The organism is Photobacterium sp. TLY01 (assembly GCF_021432065.1).
Taxonomy (GTDB): domain Bacteria; phylum Pseudomonadota; class Gammaproteobacteria; order Enterobacterales; family Vibrionaceae; genus Photobacterium; species Photobacterium halotolerans_A.
Window position 1 is genome coordinate 1725264 of record NZ_CP090364.1, and the last position, 13847, is coordinate 1739110.

Consider the following 13847-nt stretch of genomic DNA (forward strand, 5'->3'; position numbering starts at 1 on the left):
ACTTTACTCCACTTGCGAACGCAACAGCATCCAGATAAACACAGGGGCGCCTAATGTCGTGGTCACGACGCCCACAGGTAATTCTGCCGCAGGCAGCAGGACCCGCGCCAATACATCAGAAACCGCCAGCAGCAGCGCCCCGAAACAGGCAGAAAGCGGTAGCAGGTATCGGTTTTCCGCGCCTAAAGCCAAACGCAGCAAGTGAGGAATCACCAGACCGATAAAGCCAATTACACCCGCCATGGCGACGGATGTTCCCACTAACAAGGCGATGATCAATATCAATCGCCAACGCAGTGCTGCCACATCCAGTCCAAGCTGTCGCGCATGAATTTCACCCAGCATTAAAATGTCCAGTTGCCGGCCACGAGTACACAGCCAGATCAATGCGGGAAACAGAATGATCAGCACACTGAGCTGAGCCCAGGTAACACCGGCCACACTGCCCATCAGCCAGTACATCAGCTGCCTTAGATTTAGATCGTCACTGAAATAAAACGCCCAGGTGACAACCGCTCCGGACAAGATCCCTAAAGCAACACCGATGAGCAGCAAACGTGCAGTCGATACCTTCCGGATACGGGCAAGGCCAACAAGCAGCAGAGTAAAAATCAGCGCACCCGCCATGGCAACCAGCATGGTCAGCCAGGGCCCCGGCACCGAGGGAAGCAAAAACAGCAAGAGAACGAGTGCCAGGCTGGCCCCGCCCGAAATACCCAGCACACCGGGCTCCGCCAGCGGATTGCCCAGTAAAACCTGCAACACGGCACCAGAGGCAGCAAGGGCAGCACCAATTGCCATGGCGGCCACTAATCTTGGCATTCTGAGCTGCCATAACAATTGCTTTTCAAGCTCACCGAAAGGCTGCCAGGGTTTCAGCCAGATCTCACCCACAGACAAGGAGAACAGACCACAACCAATAAGCAAAATCGCAGCAAGCCAGAAGCCCACTTTCCATTTATGGCGACGCTGATGAAGAATACGGTCTAAGTGCATGATGTCGTATGTTTTCGTGAGTGAGAATCAAAGTGGAAACATACAGGGTCTTTGAAAAAATGAAAAGCAAGCCAGTTCAATTGGCTTGCTTTCAGAAGTATTTACACTGTGTCTGCTGAGAATCTGTCTGTTTTCAGTTCGTCAGAGCCTGAGCACTTAGAATTTTGCAATGACCTGATCCGTCAGCTCAACCTCAGATTGTTTCACCAGCAAACAAGCCCGCTGTCCCAGGGCCACATTGGGATTAGGGAAAACAACGGACTCTCCCCCTTTGGCAGCCACGTATTCTTCACCGTTATCGCTCCCCAGAACCGCACCTTCTTCAAAGTAGGTGAAATTCGCCTGATTTGCCGGAAAGGTGAAAGCGAACTGGTCTGTGTGCTTCGTCAGGGTACGAGTCACCCGATATACACACACTTGTTTGTCGCCCTGATACGCTGGTAGTGCTTGTTTTGAAACCAGTGCAGTCATCGCCTGGTTAAAAGCGTCAAGTCGCGCTAAATCATTCTCACCCATCCGTGCCACCTTGCCCAGCTCCATCGTCAGTGCCTGCGCCCCATAGTTCTGAGCACTGTACCAACTGAATGTCGGCGCTGCTGAACCAGAGAGCATCATCGCCTCAATCTCGCCGTGGTGCAGAAAATTGAACAACGCTAAGCCTCGCGTTTTATGTTCACTAAAAGGACTGACCGCAAAGGTGTAGTGCTGCGAATCACGGATGGCACTATGCAAATCCAAATGCCAGCGCTCGGCATGCTCTGATGGCGAGTTCTGAAAGAAGGTATCAACTGAGCGCTGAAGGAGGTTCGCGCGAATACGGTCAACATTCGTCTCGTCATTGATGCTGCCAAAAAGGCGGTTCATGTTTTCATCAATAAAGCGGGTATGGGCATTAATGGCTTCAGGGTGACCAATGATCAGCAGCAGACGATGTTCAGGCATTAAATCGCCAAGAAGGATTTTTTTCACTAACTGCTGTAGCAGTTCGATCGGACCGGTTTCATCACCGTGCACCCCAGATGAAATGACGATGTCTTTACTGGCAGCGGATAAGCCAGGTGGAATAACGGTTAAAACACCTCGCGCCGTCAACTGACATACTACGCCATTTTCTAACTGCCATTCTCCCGCCTCAAACGGCAAAGATAAATCCAGGGTCGCAGAAAGAAATTCCCCGTTTTGCACTGCCTTTAACAAAGCCATTATACCTCCTCGTCCTTGTAACAGGCATGTTCTTACAGGCGATTTCATGATTGCACGAATAACAACCAATAAAGAACACTAAAAGATGAAAGAAAATCAGTGAAATAAACTGCTTTTACTATACATCTTGGCTACATAGTTTCAACACTATATTGACGACAGCAGGCAAGAATGAGACCAAGGTATACTCTTTTTAATACTGATAAAGAAAAACCCAAGTAAACAATTCGCTTACTTGGGTTTCTTGTAGGCTCAAACCACTTATTTTTCGATTTTGATATTCTCAACGCGTGCTTTAAGCTTCTGACCAGGGCGAAAGGTCACCACTCGCCGTGCCGAGATTGGAATATCTTCACCGGTTTTAGGATTTCGTCCAGGTCGCTCGTTTTTGTCGCGCAGATCAAAATTACCAAAACCTGATAACTTAACCTGTTCGCCACACTCGAGTGCCTTTCTGATCTCCTCGAAGAAGACTTCCACCGTATCCTTGGCGTCCCGTTTGCTTAGTCCGACATTCTCAAACAGGTTCTCAGCCAATTCGGCTTTTGTGAGCGCCATAGATAACTCCCTCAAGACTATGTTGAACGAATAGTAAACATATCACTTATGCTTACTGCGAATACTTCATGTGTAGCCAGGCTGCCCACCTATGCACTAAAATGCATTATAGCCTTCACAACAGTGGCTGACCTTAACTAGAGACAAGTTTATGCCAACTAGCTGATTTCCGCCAACTTTTTTAGGTAAACTTACCGTAAAATGATTGAATCTTATATTCCGGAAAAGCATGAACGCATGCACCTTGTTGTGCTTACGCTTATTAATCAGCAACAATAAAAACCAAAATTAAAGTCAGTTGCAGTCAATAAAACCACAAAAATGAATCGTACAGATAATTTTTGCTATTTATCAAAATCTTAGCTTTAACTGAAAAAAAATCAAAAAAAAACAGCCTTATCGGCTGCTTTTTCATCAATTGTCAAATAATAACAGTGAGTTAATCGCGAAGCGCTGCACCAAACTGATCGCCAAGAACCGCAACAATCGACTCGACAGCACCATTGATATCAGCTTCTTCCAACGTTCGGTCAGCAGACTGAAGGTACAAAGCAATCGCCAGACTCTTCTGGCCGTCCTCAACACCTTTACCGCGGTAAACATCGAACAGGTTTACATCAGTAAGCAGTTCACCACCATGTGCCAGACAGACCTTTAACACATCACCAGCAGCAACATCTTCAGCAACCACTACAGCGATGTCACGACGGTTCGCAGGAAACTTAGACACAGGATTTGCCTGAGGAATCGTACGACTTGCAACAGCATTCCACTCAACTTCAAACACAATAGTACGTCCGTTAAGGTCGAACTTGCGCTCCAGCTCAGGATGAACTGTACCGATAAAGCCAACTTCCTTACCGTCTACAACGATAGCCGCTGACTGTCCCGGATGCAGTGCCGGGTGTTTAGCTGGTGTAAATGTAAACTCAGCATCTTTGGCAGTCAGTTCCAGAGCCGCTTCCAAATCACCTTTCAGATCGAAGAAATCAACGGTGTTTGTCGCGATATCCCAATGCTCTTCACTGCGTGCACCGGCAATCACACCCGCCAGCATGGTTTCCTGACGGATACCATTTTCAGCTGATGCGTCAGGAACAAAACGCATGCCAGATTCGAACAGACGCACACGAGGCTGCTGACGCTTCTGGTTGAAGGCAACCGTGTTCAGCAAGCCCGGCCACAGGCTCAGACGCATTGCTGACATTTCAGCAGAAATCGGGTGCGGCAGAATGATCGCGTCCACATCCGGTACGATCAACTTCTGCTGCTCTGGCTCAACAAAGCTATAAGTAATCGCTTCGTGGTAACCACGGTCAACAAGCAGATCGCGAACACGTTTCAGTGGCAGGTTTGCTTCCTGGTGCAGATTCATGCTCAACGCAGCAACAGGCGACTGAGCCGGGATATTATTGTATCCGTAGATACGACCCACTTCCTCAACCAGATCTTCTTCAATGGCCAGATCAAAACGCCAGCTTGGTGCAACTGCACGCCAGCCGGTATCAGTAGGTTCGACCATACAGCCAAGACGGCTCAGAATTTCTACGACGTCTTCATCAGAGACAAAGTGACCCAGCAGGCTGTCTAACTTACTGCGGCGCAGTACGATGCTGTTTTGCTGAGGCAGATGCTGTTCAGATTCAGCTTCTACGATAGGCGCAACGTCGCCACCGCAAATCTCAACCAGTAAAGCCGTTGCACGCTCCATGGCTTTGGTTTGCAGACCGGCGTCAACACCACGTTCAAAGCGATGAGACGAATCAGTATGCAGACCGTAACTACGAGCACGGCCACGAATCGCATCCGGCGTGAAAAACGCACACTCCAGAAGCACATCTTTGGTGTTTTCGCTTACACCTGAGTGCTCACCGCCAAAGATTCCCGCCATTGCCAACGCTTTTGACTGATCAGCAATCACTAGCGTGTCGCTGTTCAGTTCCGCTTCAGTGCCGTCCAGCAGGGTCAGTTTCTCGCCCTGCTCTGCCATACGCACAACAATGCCGCCCTCGATCTGGTTCAGATCGAACGCATGCATCGGCTGTCCCAGTTCCAGCATCACATAGTTGGTAATATCAACAATTGGGTCAATAGAGCGAACACCGCAACGACGCAGTTTTTCCTGCAGCCACAACGGAGATTCCGCTTTCACATTCACATTGCGAACAATACGTCCCTGATAGCGTGGACACGCTGCCGGCGCTTTCACATCGATGGAAACTTGATCGTCAATGGCCGGTGCAACAGCATCAAAGGATGGCGGAGTCACTTCAGCACGGTTTAATACGCCAACTTCACGCGCCAGGCCAGCAATGCTCAAACAATCAGCACGGTTCGGTGTCAGATCCACATCAATAATGACATCGTTCAGACTCAGGAATTCGCGGAAATCTGTACCAATCACAGCATTTTCCGGCAGTTCCATGATGCCATCTGAATCAACATCAATGCCTAACTCAGTAAATGAACACAACATGCCATGGGAAGGCTGGCCGCGCAGTTTGGCTTTTTTGATTTTGAAGTCACCAGGCAGAACAGCGCCAACTGTAGCGACAGCAACTTTCAGACCCAGACGACAGTTAGACGCACCACAAACGATGTCCAGCAGTTCTTCTTCACCCACATCGACTTTGGTCACGCGCAGTTTGTCAGCATCCGGGTGCTGGTTGCACTCGACAACCTGACCGACTTTCACACCGGTAAAGCTACCTGCGACAGGTTCGATACCGTCGACTTCCAGGCCCGCCATAGTGATCTGGTGAGCTAGTTCTTCGCTGTTGTTCGCAGGATTGACCCACTCGCGTAGCCAAGATTCAGAAAATTTCATAATTTGCTAGCCCCTAATGCTTACTTGAACTGTTTCAGGAAACGAAGATCGTTTTCGAAGAATGCACGCAGGTCATTCACGCCGTAACGCAGCATGGTCAGACGCTCGACACCCATACCAAATGCGAAACCTGAATATTTCTCAGGATCGATATTCACCGCACGCAGTACATTAGGGTGGACCATCCCGCAACCCAACACTTCCAACCATTTCCCGCCTTTACGACGTACATCCACTTCAGCAGAAGGCTCAGTAAACGGGAAGTAAGAAGGACGGAAACGAATCTCCAGATCTTCTTCAAAGAAGTTGTGCAGGAATTCGTGCAGAATGCCTTTGAGCTGAGCAAAATTGACATTCTCATCAACCAGCATCCCTTCAACCTGATGGAACATTGGGGTATGAGTCTGGTCGTAATCATTTCGGTACACACGGCCAGGTGCAATAAAACGCAGTGGCGGCTGACTGGCTTCCATGGTACGAATCTGCACGCCAGAAGTGTGCGTACGCAGCATCAGCTCAGGATTAAAGAAGAAAGTATCGTGATCGGTACGAGCCGGATGATCTTTGGCAATGTTCAAAGCATCAAAGTTATGGAAACCGTCTTCGATCTCCGGGCCAGACTCAACAGTAAAGCCAAGTTCACCAAAGAAGCTTTCAATACGCTCAATAGTACGGGTCACCGGGTGCAGACCACCATTTTCAATACGACGGCCAGGCAAGGTCACATCAATGGTTTCAGCCGCCAGTTTGGCTTCCAGTTCAGCGCGCTGCAGTGCGTCTTTACGAGCGGCAATTGCCTGCTGAACAGCTTGCTTTGCCAGGTTGATCTGCTGACCGGCTTCGCGACGCTCTTCAGGTGGCAATTTACCCAGACTTTGCAGTTGAAGGGTCAGTTCACCTTTTTTACCAAGGTAATGGACACGGACTTCGTCCAGAGCAGCGACTGAACCAGCCTGCTCAATCGCTGCCGTTGCATTGGCAATAATCTCTTCTAGATGTTGCATCGTTTCCTCATCCACACACAGGTGGCGTCCTTCAGGGAGATAAATTCGCGTAACGATACATATTAATGAAAGCTGGCGCTAAATCCAAACTCAATCGCCACTTAGCTGTGCATTTGCTAAAAAAATTACCGGTGTGATGCAGGTCAGGCTTGAATTGACTGCTTACTGTAAAAGCAAATACAGCTCTGTTCAGAAATCTGTTGCTGAAGTAGCGACCTGTCAGATACACAAAATGAAAAGTGGTCATTCTGAATGAAGCAAACCTCAACAGATACTTGCCACATGAACACCGAACGCATCCGCCAAAACGATGCGTAGACACGTTGCAAAAATCTGGACTGGGTATCCAAAACAGCGAGAGTTAAGATCTCAGCCAAAGCTAAGGGATCAACATGGCGGTCTTTTACTCTTGTTAACGGCCTCGCCCGCAACGAACACCACAACGCCGAATCATTCACAGATAGTGTTTTGTTACACTGTCACGAACCTTGATACAGAGAAACAAAATTTCATAACGGCGACAAAATCAGAACACAATGAAATAACTTTACAAGTATCACCATTTCCTGTAATTACTGAACATAGCGACAACGATGATGAAATCCTAAAGACAATACCACCATCTAATAATCATTGTTAAATATCTAAGTCCGTGATTAATATTTTTTCCAGTTTATACAATCAAACTTTCCGCCCTAAACAAGACAATAAACTTTGTGTGAGTAAGAGCATACAAAAATAATTGCTGCCAACTTTTATGAAGACTTTAAAAACAATAAAACTTGCTACAGACAACACGCGTACCTGCAGTCTTTACATCTGTTTTAATCAAAAATTGAAATCATAATGAATCACCTTCTCCATGTTACCCCCAGATCCCACAACACAATCTGCTTATCAAACCCAGCCCCCCTCCCAAAAACAGTCATCACCAGTCAATTCACACAAGAAAATATGCAACAAATTGAACATTTAATGGGTTTACATCTCATGATAATGAAATTAATAACTTTAACTTTCAAACAATCATGGAACAAACCAAATAATTAATGACTAAATGATAAAAGTAACATTTTCATAAGTACTTGAAGTGAGTCGCACATAAAATCAAATGAAAATTAAACGATTGCAAATTGATCAATATCAAATAGCATCAATTATTGTTAAGTCTGACTAACTGAAATTATAACGAAAAGGTGAATGTATGCTGGAAACAATTAGGGCTTTTATTTACTCAAAAAACCTCGACGACTCTGAATTTGACAATGAATATAATCTTTTCATTCAACAGCTGGAGAGTTTACTGCAGTCGGCATTTCAAGATGTTGATGAAAAGAGCATCTTAACCGTACATCAAGTACTTTATGAAATTAATATAGCACATCTTTCTGTAGCTTGGTTTAATAAAGCACATAACATACATCATCCAAAAATTGTTTTAATCAAATATAAAATTGATCAAGCTTGGAACAAAAGTATTCAATACAATTACAAGGATCAAATTCAAGATCTACCAAGTGTTGATGATTTTCCGGATTGGATAAGAACAACAGTCGCCAATCACAAATCAAATGAACTTCACCCGGTATTTACATTTTTACGTGATGAAGCCAACCTGGAGCAATCCAAAGAGTTCTTCTTCCAGGAAACACCGCTTGAGATGTTATTTGGTGACATCATCGCTTATCTCCTGCCTGGTATCTATGGTGGTATCAAAGTCGAGTTCGTGAAGAATTACTGGGACGAAGTTGGACGTGGAATTGATGAAAAAGTCCATCGTAAACTGCGGGCAAGAATGATGAAAGCCCTGAACATTGATGAAAGTTGCTATCTTGAAAATACAGAGCTTTTCATCTGTGAAGAGTTAGAGCTCATTAATATGTACCTAAGTTTAGCACTTGATCGTACGAAGCATACAGAGCTCGTGGGGGCATTGTTAGCCACAGAATTGATGATCCCAGGACGTTTCCAGTATCTTATCGATGGATTTAGGCGTTTAGGCTTCAATGACTATGATCTCCACTATCACATTGAGCATACTTCAGTGGATGAAGTCCATGCAGATGATTTGCTAGATCATGTTGCCATGCCAATTTTGAAACACGATGCAAAACAAATGCAAGCCCTTGTACTAGGCGGTTTACGCAGATTAGATACCATTCATAAAGTTCTAGATCGTCTATATGAACGAGTTTTAAGTAATGAATCTTCGTATCATTTAGTAAAAGCTGCATAATCGTCATAGTAAATACCAGGTAAGAGCATGAATATCATTAACCTTTCATCAACTAACACGTGAATGAGATTGTCATATTTGTGCTCTTACTTCAGTTCAAGGAAATTATGATGCCTATCGTAAACATACAATATATTGATTCAATAACAGATCACCAAAAACGACAAGTTATCGAACAAGTTACAGAAGTTATGGTCAAGGTTTTAAATAAAAAACCAGAAAGTACCTATATCGTACTTCAGCAAATTGAAACAGAAAACTGGGGCGTTAATGGACAAACCGTGTCTGACAGACGAAATAACAACTAATGGACAATAAGATATATCTAGAACATGAATATTAAAAATTCAACTTTTGACCAAAGTGTCAGTAAAAAGATATCCTTGCGGAACGAGTTGCCATCAGATGTCAAAAGACAAATTTTAGATTTATATAAGCCTAACGGAATTCGTAGTGCATTCTTGTATTTACTTATATTTTCTTTAATTGTCACTTACATTTCTGTTGCGGTTCATGCTGATTCTGTCTGGATCACTCTATTGGCCATCATCCTTATTGCGTCTCAACAGCATGCACTTTACATATTGAATCATGATGCCAGCCATTTTTCATTATTTAAAGATAAGTCAAAAAACATATATACTGCGACTATTCTTTCGAATTACGCCATGTTTCATCATCCGGAAGCTTGGTCATTTACTCAATGGCGCCGTATTCACATGCTGCATCACAAGCACCTTTTCACTCAGGATGACCCCAATTATGTAGGAAGAGAAATGCGTGGAGATACAGCATCCTCCCCTAGTTTAGTTAAGATTATATTGAAAACAATGGAAGGTGTAAAAGACTGCTTCTTGGATTTATTTTTTAACAAAATATCCTACATTAATAGTAAAGGGAAAATTTACAAGAATCATCGCAAACACTTTGGTCATTTATTTTATTCGTTTGAAGATGATCAGGAAATGGAAAACGAAAGAAAACTAAGTCTTATATTTTATATCCTTTCATTTTCTATAATTACATATCTCTCACTATGGGAAGTGTTTTTGGTTTACTGGATTTTACCAATGTACACTATTTATCCTCTGATCCTGAGATTCCATGACATTACAGAACATTACTGGGAAGAGAAATCTACCCAGGTTGAAACAAATACCAGAAGTCGAAAAGATGGCTTATTAACTAAATTATTCATTTCCCCACTTCCACGTGGATACCACTGTGAACATCATATCTTTCCAAACATTCCAGTAACAAACCTGCCGCTAGTGAATCGATATATGAAAGAACATACTTCGATTCATACGGAAGAGCAAGGTATCTGGGGACTCATGAAAGAAATTAACACAAGGAAAAAAAATGAAATTACCATGTAGCATTAAAACTTTCGACTATCATGCAGAAAATTTTTCAGTACACATGGTGACTTCATCTGAAAAAACTTTCTTCACGAATGCTTTCATCGTTGAAACAGAAAACTCAGTTATTCTTATTGATTCAATGATGACAATTAGCGAAGCTGAATTTTTAAAGCAGTCAATTATAAACATAGGTAAAGAACTCTCTGCTGTTATCATCACGCATCCTCATCCGGACCACTATAATGGGTTAAGTACTATCATTGGAGAGGATCATCACATTTCAATTTATGGAACAGAAAAGTCATCCGAAGTTATTATCAATTCATTTGACGACAAAGAAAAGAAATGGCGCCCCTATTTTGGTGACGAGTGGCCAAAAGTGAAAATACCACCTAACCGATTCATTCAAGGAAGTGAAGTATTATATTTCGACAATATAAGATTCTCATTTGAAGAAATTGGTAAAGGTGAATCCAACAGTGACTTATTGATTAAGGTTGGAAATCACGATTCAGTTATCTTTGTTGGAGATCTTGTTTTCAACAATATGCACAGTTTTATGAATGATGGACACAGTTCATTATGGATCTCTAAGCTCCAAAAAATTAAAGAAAAAGCACACGAAAGTTGTATTATATTCACTGGCCATGGTGAACCAGACCAAGCGTACTTGTTGATTGAAAAGCAAATTAATTACATAAAATTCTATCAAAATGAAATCCAATCAATTTCGCAAGGGCGAAGTCAGTTAACTGATGATGAAAAATCTATTTTTGTTGAAATCATTTCAAGAAGATATCCGCATTATAAACTCTTAGACTTCATTTCAGCAGGTGCAAACTCAGTAGCAACTGAAATGGCTTTTAGTAAGAGTATTTCAATTTAGAAATTCAATGAGGCTAACATGAACAAAAATAAGTATCATCTTGCACAATTCAGTATTTCACTGGCTCGCTATTCTTTTTCTGATGAAAAAATGCAAGGATTTGTATCCCGGCTCACAGAAATAAATGAACTTGCAGATGAAAGTCAAGGGTTCATCTGGCGATTAAAATCAGATGATGGTAACTCTACATCTTTCCGTGGCTACTCAGACCCGAATATTTACCTTAATTTATCTGTCTGGGATTCTATAGAAAACCTGAGAGCGTTTGTATTCAAAAGTAATCACGTTGAGTTATTTCGTAAAGGTAAGACTTGGTTTCATAATCTAAATGGTCCTATTACTGCGCTATGGTGGATTAAAGAAGGTGAAATACCAACCATTGAGGATGGCATCAGCCGTCTTGAATCGATAAAAAATTTAGGACCAACAAGTTGGGCATTCAACTTTAAAACGAATTATTCACCCGAAGCTATAGAGAACAATAATATCCTTGCTCAATGTAAGAAAGAAGTGGATGACCTGCATGACTTTCTTCAGCAATGGTTTCAAGGGAAAATTAGCAACACATCGGAAAACAGAGAATTATTTTCGAGTCGTTTTGATCAGTTCGGTGAACTTTTATCACCCGATGGACTTATTGAGCCATTTCACTGCCTCGAAAACAGAATTAATAGCGCACATGGGAAATTTCTTAATGCCAAAATTTGGATTACTGGTTTCACGCCAGTGTTATTGAATAATAAAGATATACTCGTTAAATATACTGAATGGCGTCAAGTTGATGGCGAAACCAATGTGCGATTCACGACAGCTTTACTTTCTGAGAAAGACAAAGCACCCAATGGTATAGTATGGAAGCACATTCATGAAACCTGGTCTGATGTGAATAATCTTAAATCTCCAGCTCCCTACGCAACACCAGAATCTCCATCACTTGAGGAGGCTTAAGAGTATTTTTTATGAAACAAGAAAATCAACTTCACGGTTCATCTTTGAATTTGGCACCGGAGCAAATTAAGAAAATTTGCGCCGAAATTGTTGATTACCTATCTAATAAAGAAAACCCACGCTACACACAAAAGGTCCGTCCAAAATTAACCGATCGACAGTACAGTGATCTGTCCACTCTGGAACGCATGCCCTATCATGGAAGCGAAGCTGTCAGCACCTTTGAAAAATATATTCAATTATTAACCACACAGGCTGTATCCACCTCACATCCCGGTTTCTTAGCGTATATCATGGGTGCAGCTAGTGATGTTTCTGTTTTGGCTGATTTCCTCGCTGCTGCAATCAGCGCACCGCAAACAAGTGCTTCTACGTCTCACCTGACAACTATGATTGAAGCTCAAACAATCAAGTGGATGTGCCAATTACTCGGTTATCCCGAGACAGGGAGCGGGCTTTTTGTCAGTGGCGGCTCCGTAGCTAATTTAATCGCGCTGCAAGCTGCAATAAAAAAGAAAAGAACTCAAAATATTGTAGATTTAAATCAATATCGCGTCTACGTCAGCAAGTATTCACATAGCAGTATTTCTTCTGCTGTCAGTATTTCAGGATTGTTACCAGATCAATGTATTCAGTATATCGAAACAACTCAGGAACATACTCTCTCCATCAGTGATTTAAAAACAAAAATTAAACATGACCAAGAGCATGGTTACATACCACTTATGGTGATTGGTATTGCTGGATGTACTTCACTTGGCGTCATTGACCCATTGCTGGCTTTGTCTGATATCTGCATGAAAGAAGATATTTGGTTTCATATTGATGCAGCTTACGGTGGGTTTGCTGTTCTATCTCAAGAATATTGTGAGGCACTCAAAGGTATGCAGTTTAGTGATTCACTCACGATTGACCCACATAAATGGATGTATGCAGCCGCCGATGTTGGATGCATTTTAGTCAAAGACCCAAACATTTTGTTCAACACATTTAATCAATCAGGTGCCTATTATTCATCTGATGATTTGACCTTCTCCAACCATCTCCAGTTTCGTGATTTAGGAATACAGACAACTCGCAGTTTCAGAGCACTCAAAGTTAAATTGAGTTTAGAGATCGCTGGCCGAATTGGTTATCAACAGATGATTGAGAAAGATATCCACCTTGCGAAGTATGCCTATAAACTTGCACTTGATCATCCGAATCTAGAAGCATATAGCTGCCATTTAAGTATTGTAACACTACGATTTAACCCTAACCTTACGACAGATGAAAAATTTATATCAGAAACTAATCTGAATAAAATAAATCAGGAAATAATCGATGACTTACATCAACTCGGGGATTTTTTTCCCTCCCACACATGGGTGAATAATAAATACTTAATTCGTCTCTGTATTGTTAACCTCAATACAACTGAAGATACAATTCATGGTTTGCTAGAAGCAATAGATGAAATTGGAAAATCGAAAACTTGCAATTATTTAACCCACATGAGTACCCTATAATGACTGTTCAATTCGTTTCATTACTTAATGTTCGTTTTAATGACAAGGAAAAGTTTGAAATACATGTCGGCTGGTTAAGCCGAAAAATTGCATCTGGTTTAGGTTGGGAGCTAGCCATTTGTGGATGGCAATCCCCGTCACCATTTCCAAATGACAGCCAAGTCGTGCATGTTTGGAAAACAAATTCATCATCTGAGCTAGAGGCACGAACATCATTGAACGGCTTAATCGCAAGTCTTGACCAGGAAAAAGTCAACTTAGCACTCAGCGTAATGCATGATCCTAAATTCATATTCACTAAAGAAAAAACTTATTAA

Annotated in this window: 12 protein-coding genes; 7 read left to right on the plus strand and 5 right to left on the minus strand. The window is 42.6% G+C overall.

Going from position 1 to position 13847, the window contains the following annotated elements:
* Positions 1-3: 3 nt before the first annotated feature.
* The 5 genes from btuC to pheS all read right to left on the minus strand — a co-directional run bounded on the left by btuC (position 4) and on the right by pheS (position 6588).
* A complete protein-coding gene (gene btuC, locus LN341_RS08275; RefSeq protein WP_234202998.1) occupies positions 4-996 on the minus strand; it encodes a vitamin B12 ABC transporter permease BtuC in 993 nt (330 codons plus the stop codon).
* 156 nt (positions 997-1152) lie between these two features.
* A complete protein-coding gene (locus LN341_RS08280; RefSeq protein ID WP_234202999.1) occupies positions 1153-2199 on the minus strand; it encodes a succinylglutamate desuccinylase in 1047 nt (348 codons plus the stop codon).
* 261 nt (positions 2200-2460) lie between these two features.
* The gene (gene ihfA / locus LN341_RS08285) at positions 2461-2757 is read right to left on the minus strand and encodes an integration host factor subunit alpha (RefSeq protein ID WP_027252117.1); all 297 of its coding nucleotides are present in this window, start codon (positions 2755-2757) and stop codon (positions 2461-2463) included.
* Positions 2758-3196: 439 nt separating this feature from the next.
* A complete protein-coding gene (pheT, locus tag LN341_RS08290) occupies positions 3197-5584 on the minus strand; it encodes a phenylalanine--tRNA ligase subunit beta (RefSeq protein WP_234203000.1) in 2388 nt (795 codons plus the stop codon).
* Positions 5585-5604: 20 nt separating this feature from the next.
* Positions 5605-6588 carry a phenylalanine--tRNA ligase subunit alpha gene (gene pheS / locus LN341_RS08295; protein WP_046221287.1) on the minus strand — a complete coding sequence of 328 codons (984 nt, stop codon included), beginning with the start codon at positions 6586-6588 and terminating at the stop codon, positions 5605-5607.
* A gap of 1204 nt (positions 6589-7792) precedes the next feature.
* Between pheS and LN341_RS08300 the strand changes: the two genes are divergently transcribed.
* The 7 genes from LN341_RS08300 to LN341_RS08330 all read left to right on the plus strand — a co-directional run bounded on the left by LN341_RS08300 (position 7793) and on the right by LN341_RS08330 (position 13847).
* Positions 7793-8824: an iron-containing redox enzyme family protein gene (locus tag LN341_RS08300; protein ID WP_234203001.1), complete on the plus strand. Its 1032-nt coding sequence runs from the start codon at positions 7793-7795 to the stop codon at positions 8822-8824.
* 107 nt (positions 8825-8931) lie between these two features.
* Positions 8932-9132, plus strand: a complete 201-nt coding sequence (locus tag LN341_RS08305) for a 4-oxalocrotonate tautomerase family protein (RefSeq protein ID WP_234203002.1) — start codon at positions 8932-8934, stop codon at positions 9130-9132.
* A gap of 24 nt (positions 9133-9156) precedes the next feature.
* Entirely contained in the window at positions 9157-10203 is a 1047-nt protein-coding gene (locus LN341_RS08310; protein ID WP_234203003.1) for a fatty acid desaturase, read from the plus strand.
* Positions 10187-11074, plus strand: coding sequence for an MBL fold metallo-hydrolase (locus tag LN341_RS08315; RefSeq protein ID WP_234203004.1), 888 nt, complete (start codon positions 10187-10189; stop codon positions 11072-11074). The genes LN341_RS08310 and LN341_RS08315 overlap by 17 nt, the downstream gene beginning before the upstream one ends.
* An 18-nt stretch (positions 11075-11092) precedes the next feature.
* Positions 11093-12022 carry a DUF3291 domain-containing protein gene (locus LN341_RS08320; protein ID WP_234203005.1) on the plus strand — a complete coding sequence of 310 codons (930 nt, stop codon included), beginning with the start codon at positions 11093-11095 and terminating at the stop codon, positions 12020-12022.
* A gap of 11 nt (positions 12023-12033) precedes the next feature.
* Positions 12034-13530: an aminotransferase class V-fold PLP-dependent enzyme gene (locus tag LN341_RS08325; protein ID WP_234203006.1), complete on the plus strand. Its 1497-nt coding sequence runs from the start codon at positions 12034-12036 to the stop codon at positions 13528-13530.
* Positions 13530-13847 (plus strand): hypothetical protein, encoded by a 318-nt coding sequence (locus LN341_RS08330; protein WP_144409072.1) that lies wholly within the window; start codon positions 13530-13532, stop codon positions 13845-13847. The genes LN341_RS08325 and LN341_RS08330 overlap by 1 nt, the downstream gene beginning before the upstream one ends.

Excerpts from the sequence above, each read along its gene's own strand:
- pheS (WP_046221287.1), bottom strand. The coding sequence starts at position 6,588 with ATGCAACATCTAGAAGAGATTATTGCCAATGCAACGGCAGCGATTGAG.
- LN341_RS08315 (WP_234203004.1), top strand. The coding sequence starts at position 10,187 with ATGAAATTACCATGTAGCATTAAAACTTTCGACTATCATGCAGAAAAT.
- btuC (WP_234202998.1), bottom strand. The coding sequence starts at position 996 with ATGCACTTAGACCGTATTCTTCATCAGCGTCGCCATAAATGGAAAGTG.
- pheT (WP_234203000.1), bottom strand. The coding sequence starts at position 5,584 with ATGAAATTTTCTGAATCTTGGCTACGCGAGTGGGTCAATCCTGCGAAC.
- LN341_RS08305 (WP_234203002.1), top strand. The coding sequence starts at position 8,932 with ATGATGCCTATCGTAAACATACAATATATTGATTCAATAACAGATCAC.
- ihfA (WP_027252117.1), bottom strand. The coding sequence starts at position 2,757 with ATGGCGCTCACAAAAGCCGAATTGGCTGAGAACCTGTTTGAGAATGTC.
- LN341_RS08280 (WP_234202999.1), bottom strand. The coding sequence starts at position 2,199 with ATGGCTTTGTTAAAGGCAGTGCAAAACGGGGAATTTCTTTCTGCGACC.
- LN341_RS08325 (WP_234203006.1), top strand. The coding sequence starts at position 12,034 with ATGAAACAAGAAAATCAACTTCACGGTTCATCTTTGAATTTGGCACCG.
- LN341_RS08330 (WP_144409072.1), top strand. The coding sequence starts at position 13,530 with ATGACTGTTCAATTCGTTTCATTACTTAATGTTCGTTTTAATGACAAG.
- LN341_RS08310 (WP_234203003.1), top strand. The coding sequence starts at position 9,157 with ATGAATATTAAAAATTCAACTTTTGACCAAAGTGTCAGTAAAAAGATA.
- LN341_RS08320 (WP_234203005.1), top strand. The coding sequence starts at position 11,093 with ATGAACAAAAATAAGTATCATCTTGCACAATTCAGTATTTCACTGGCT.
- LN341_RS08300 (WP_234203001.1), top strand. The coding sequence starts at position 7,793 with ATGCTGGAAACAATTAGGGCTTTTATTTACTCAAAAAACCTCGACGAC.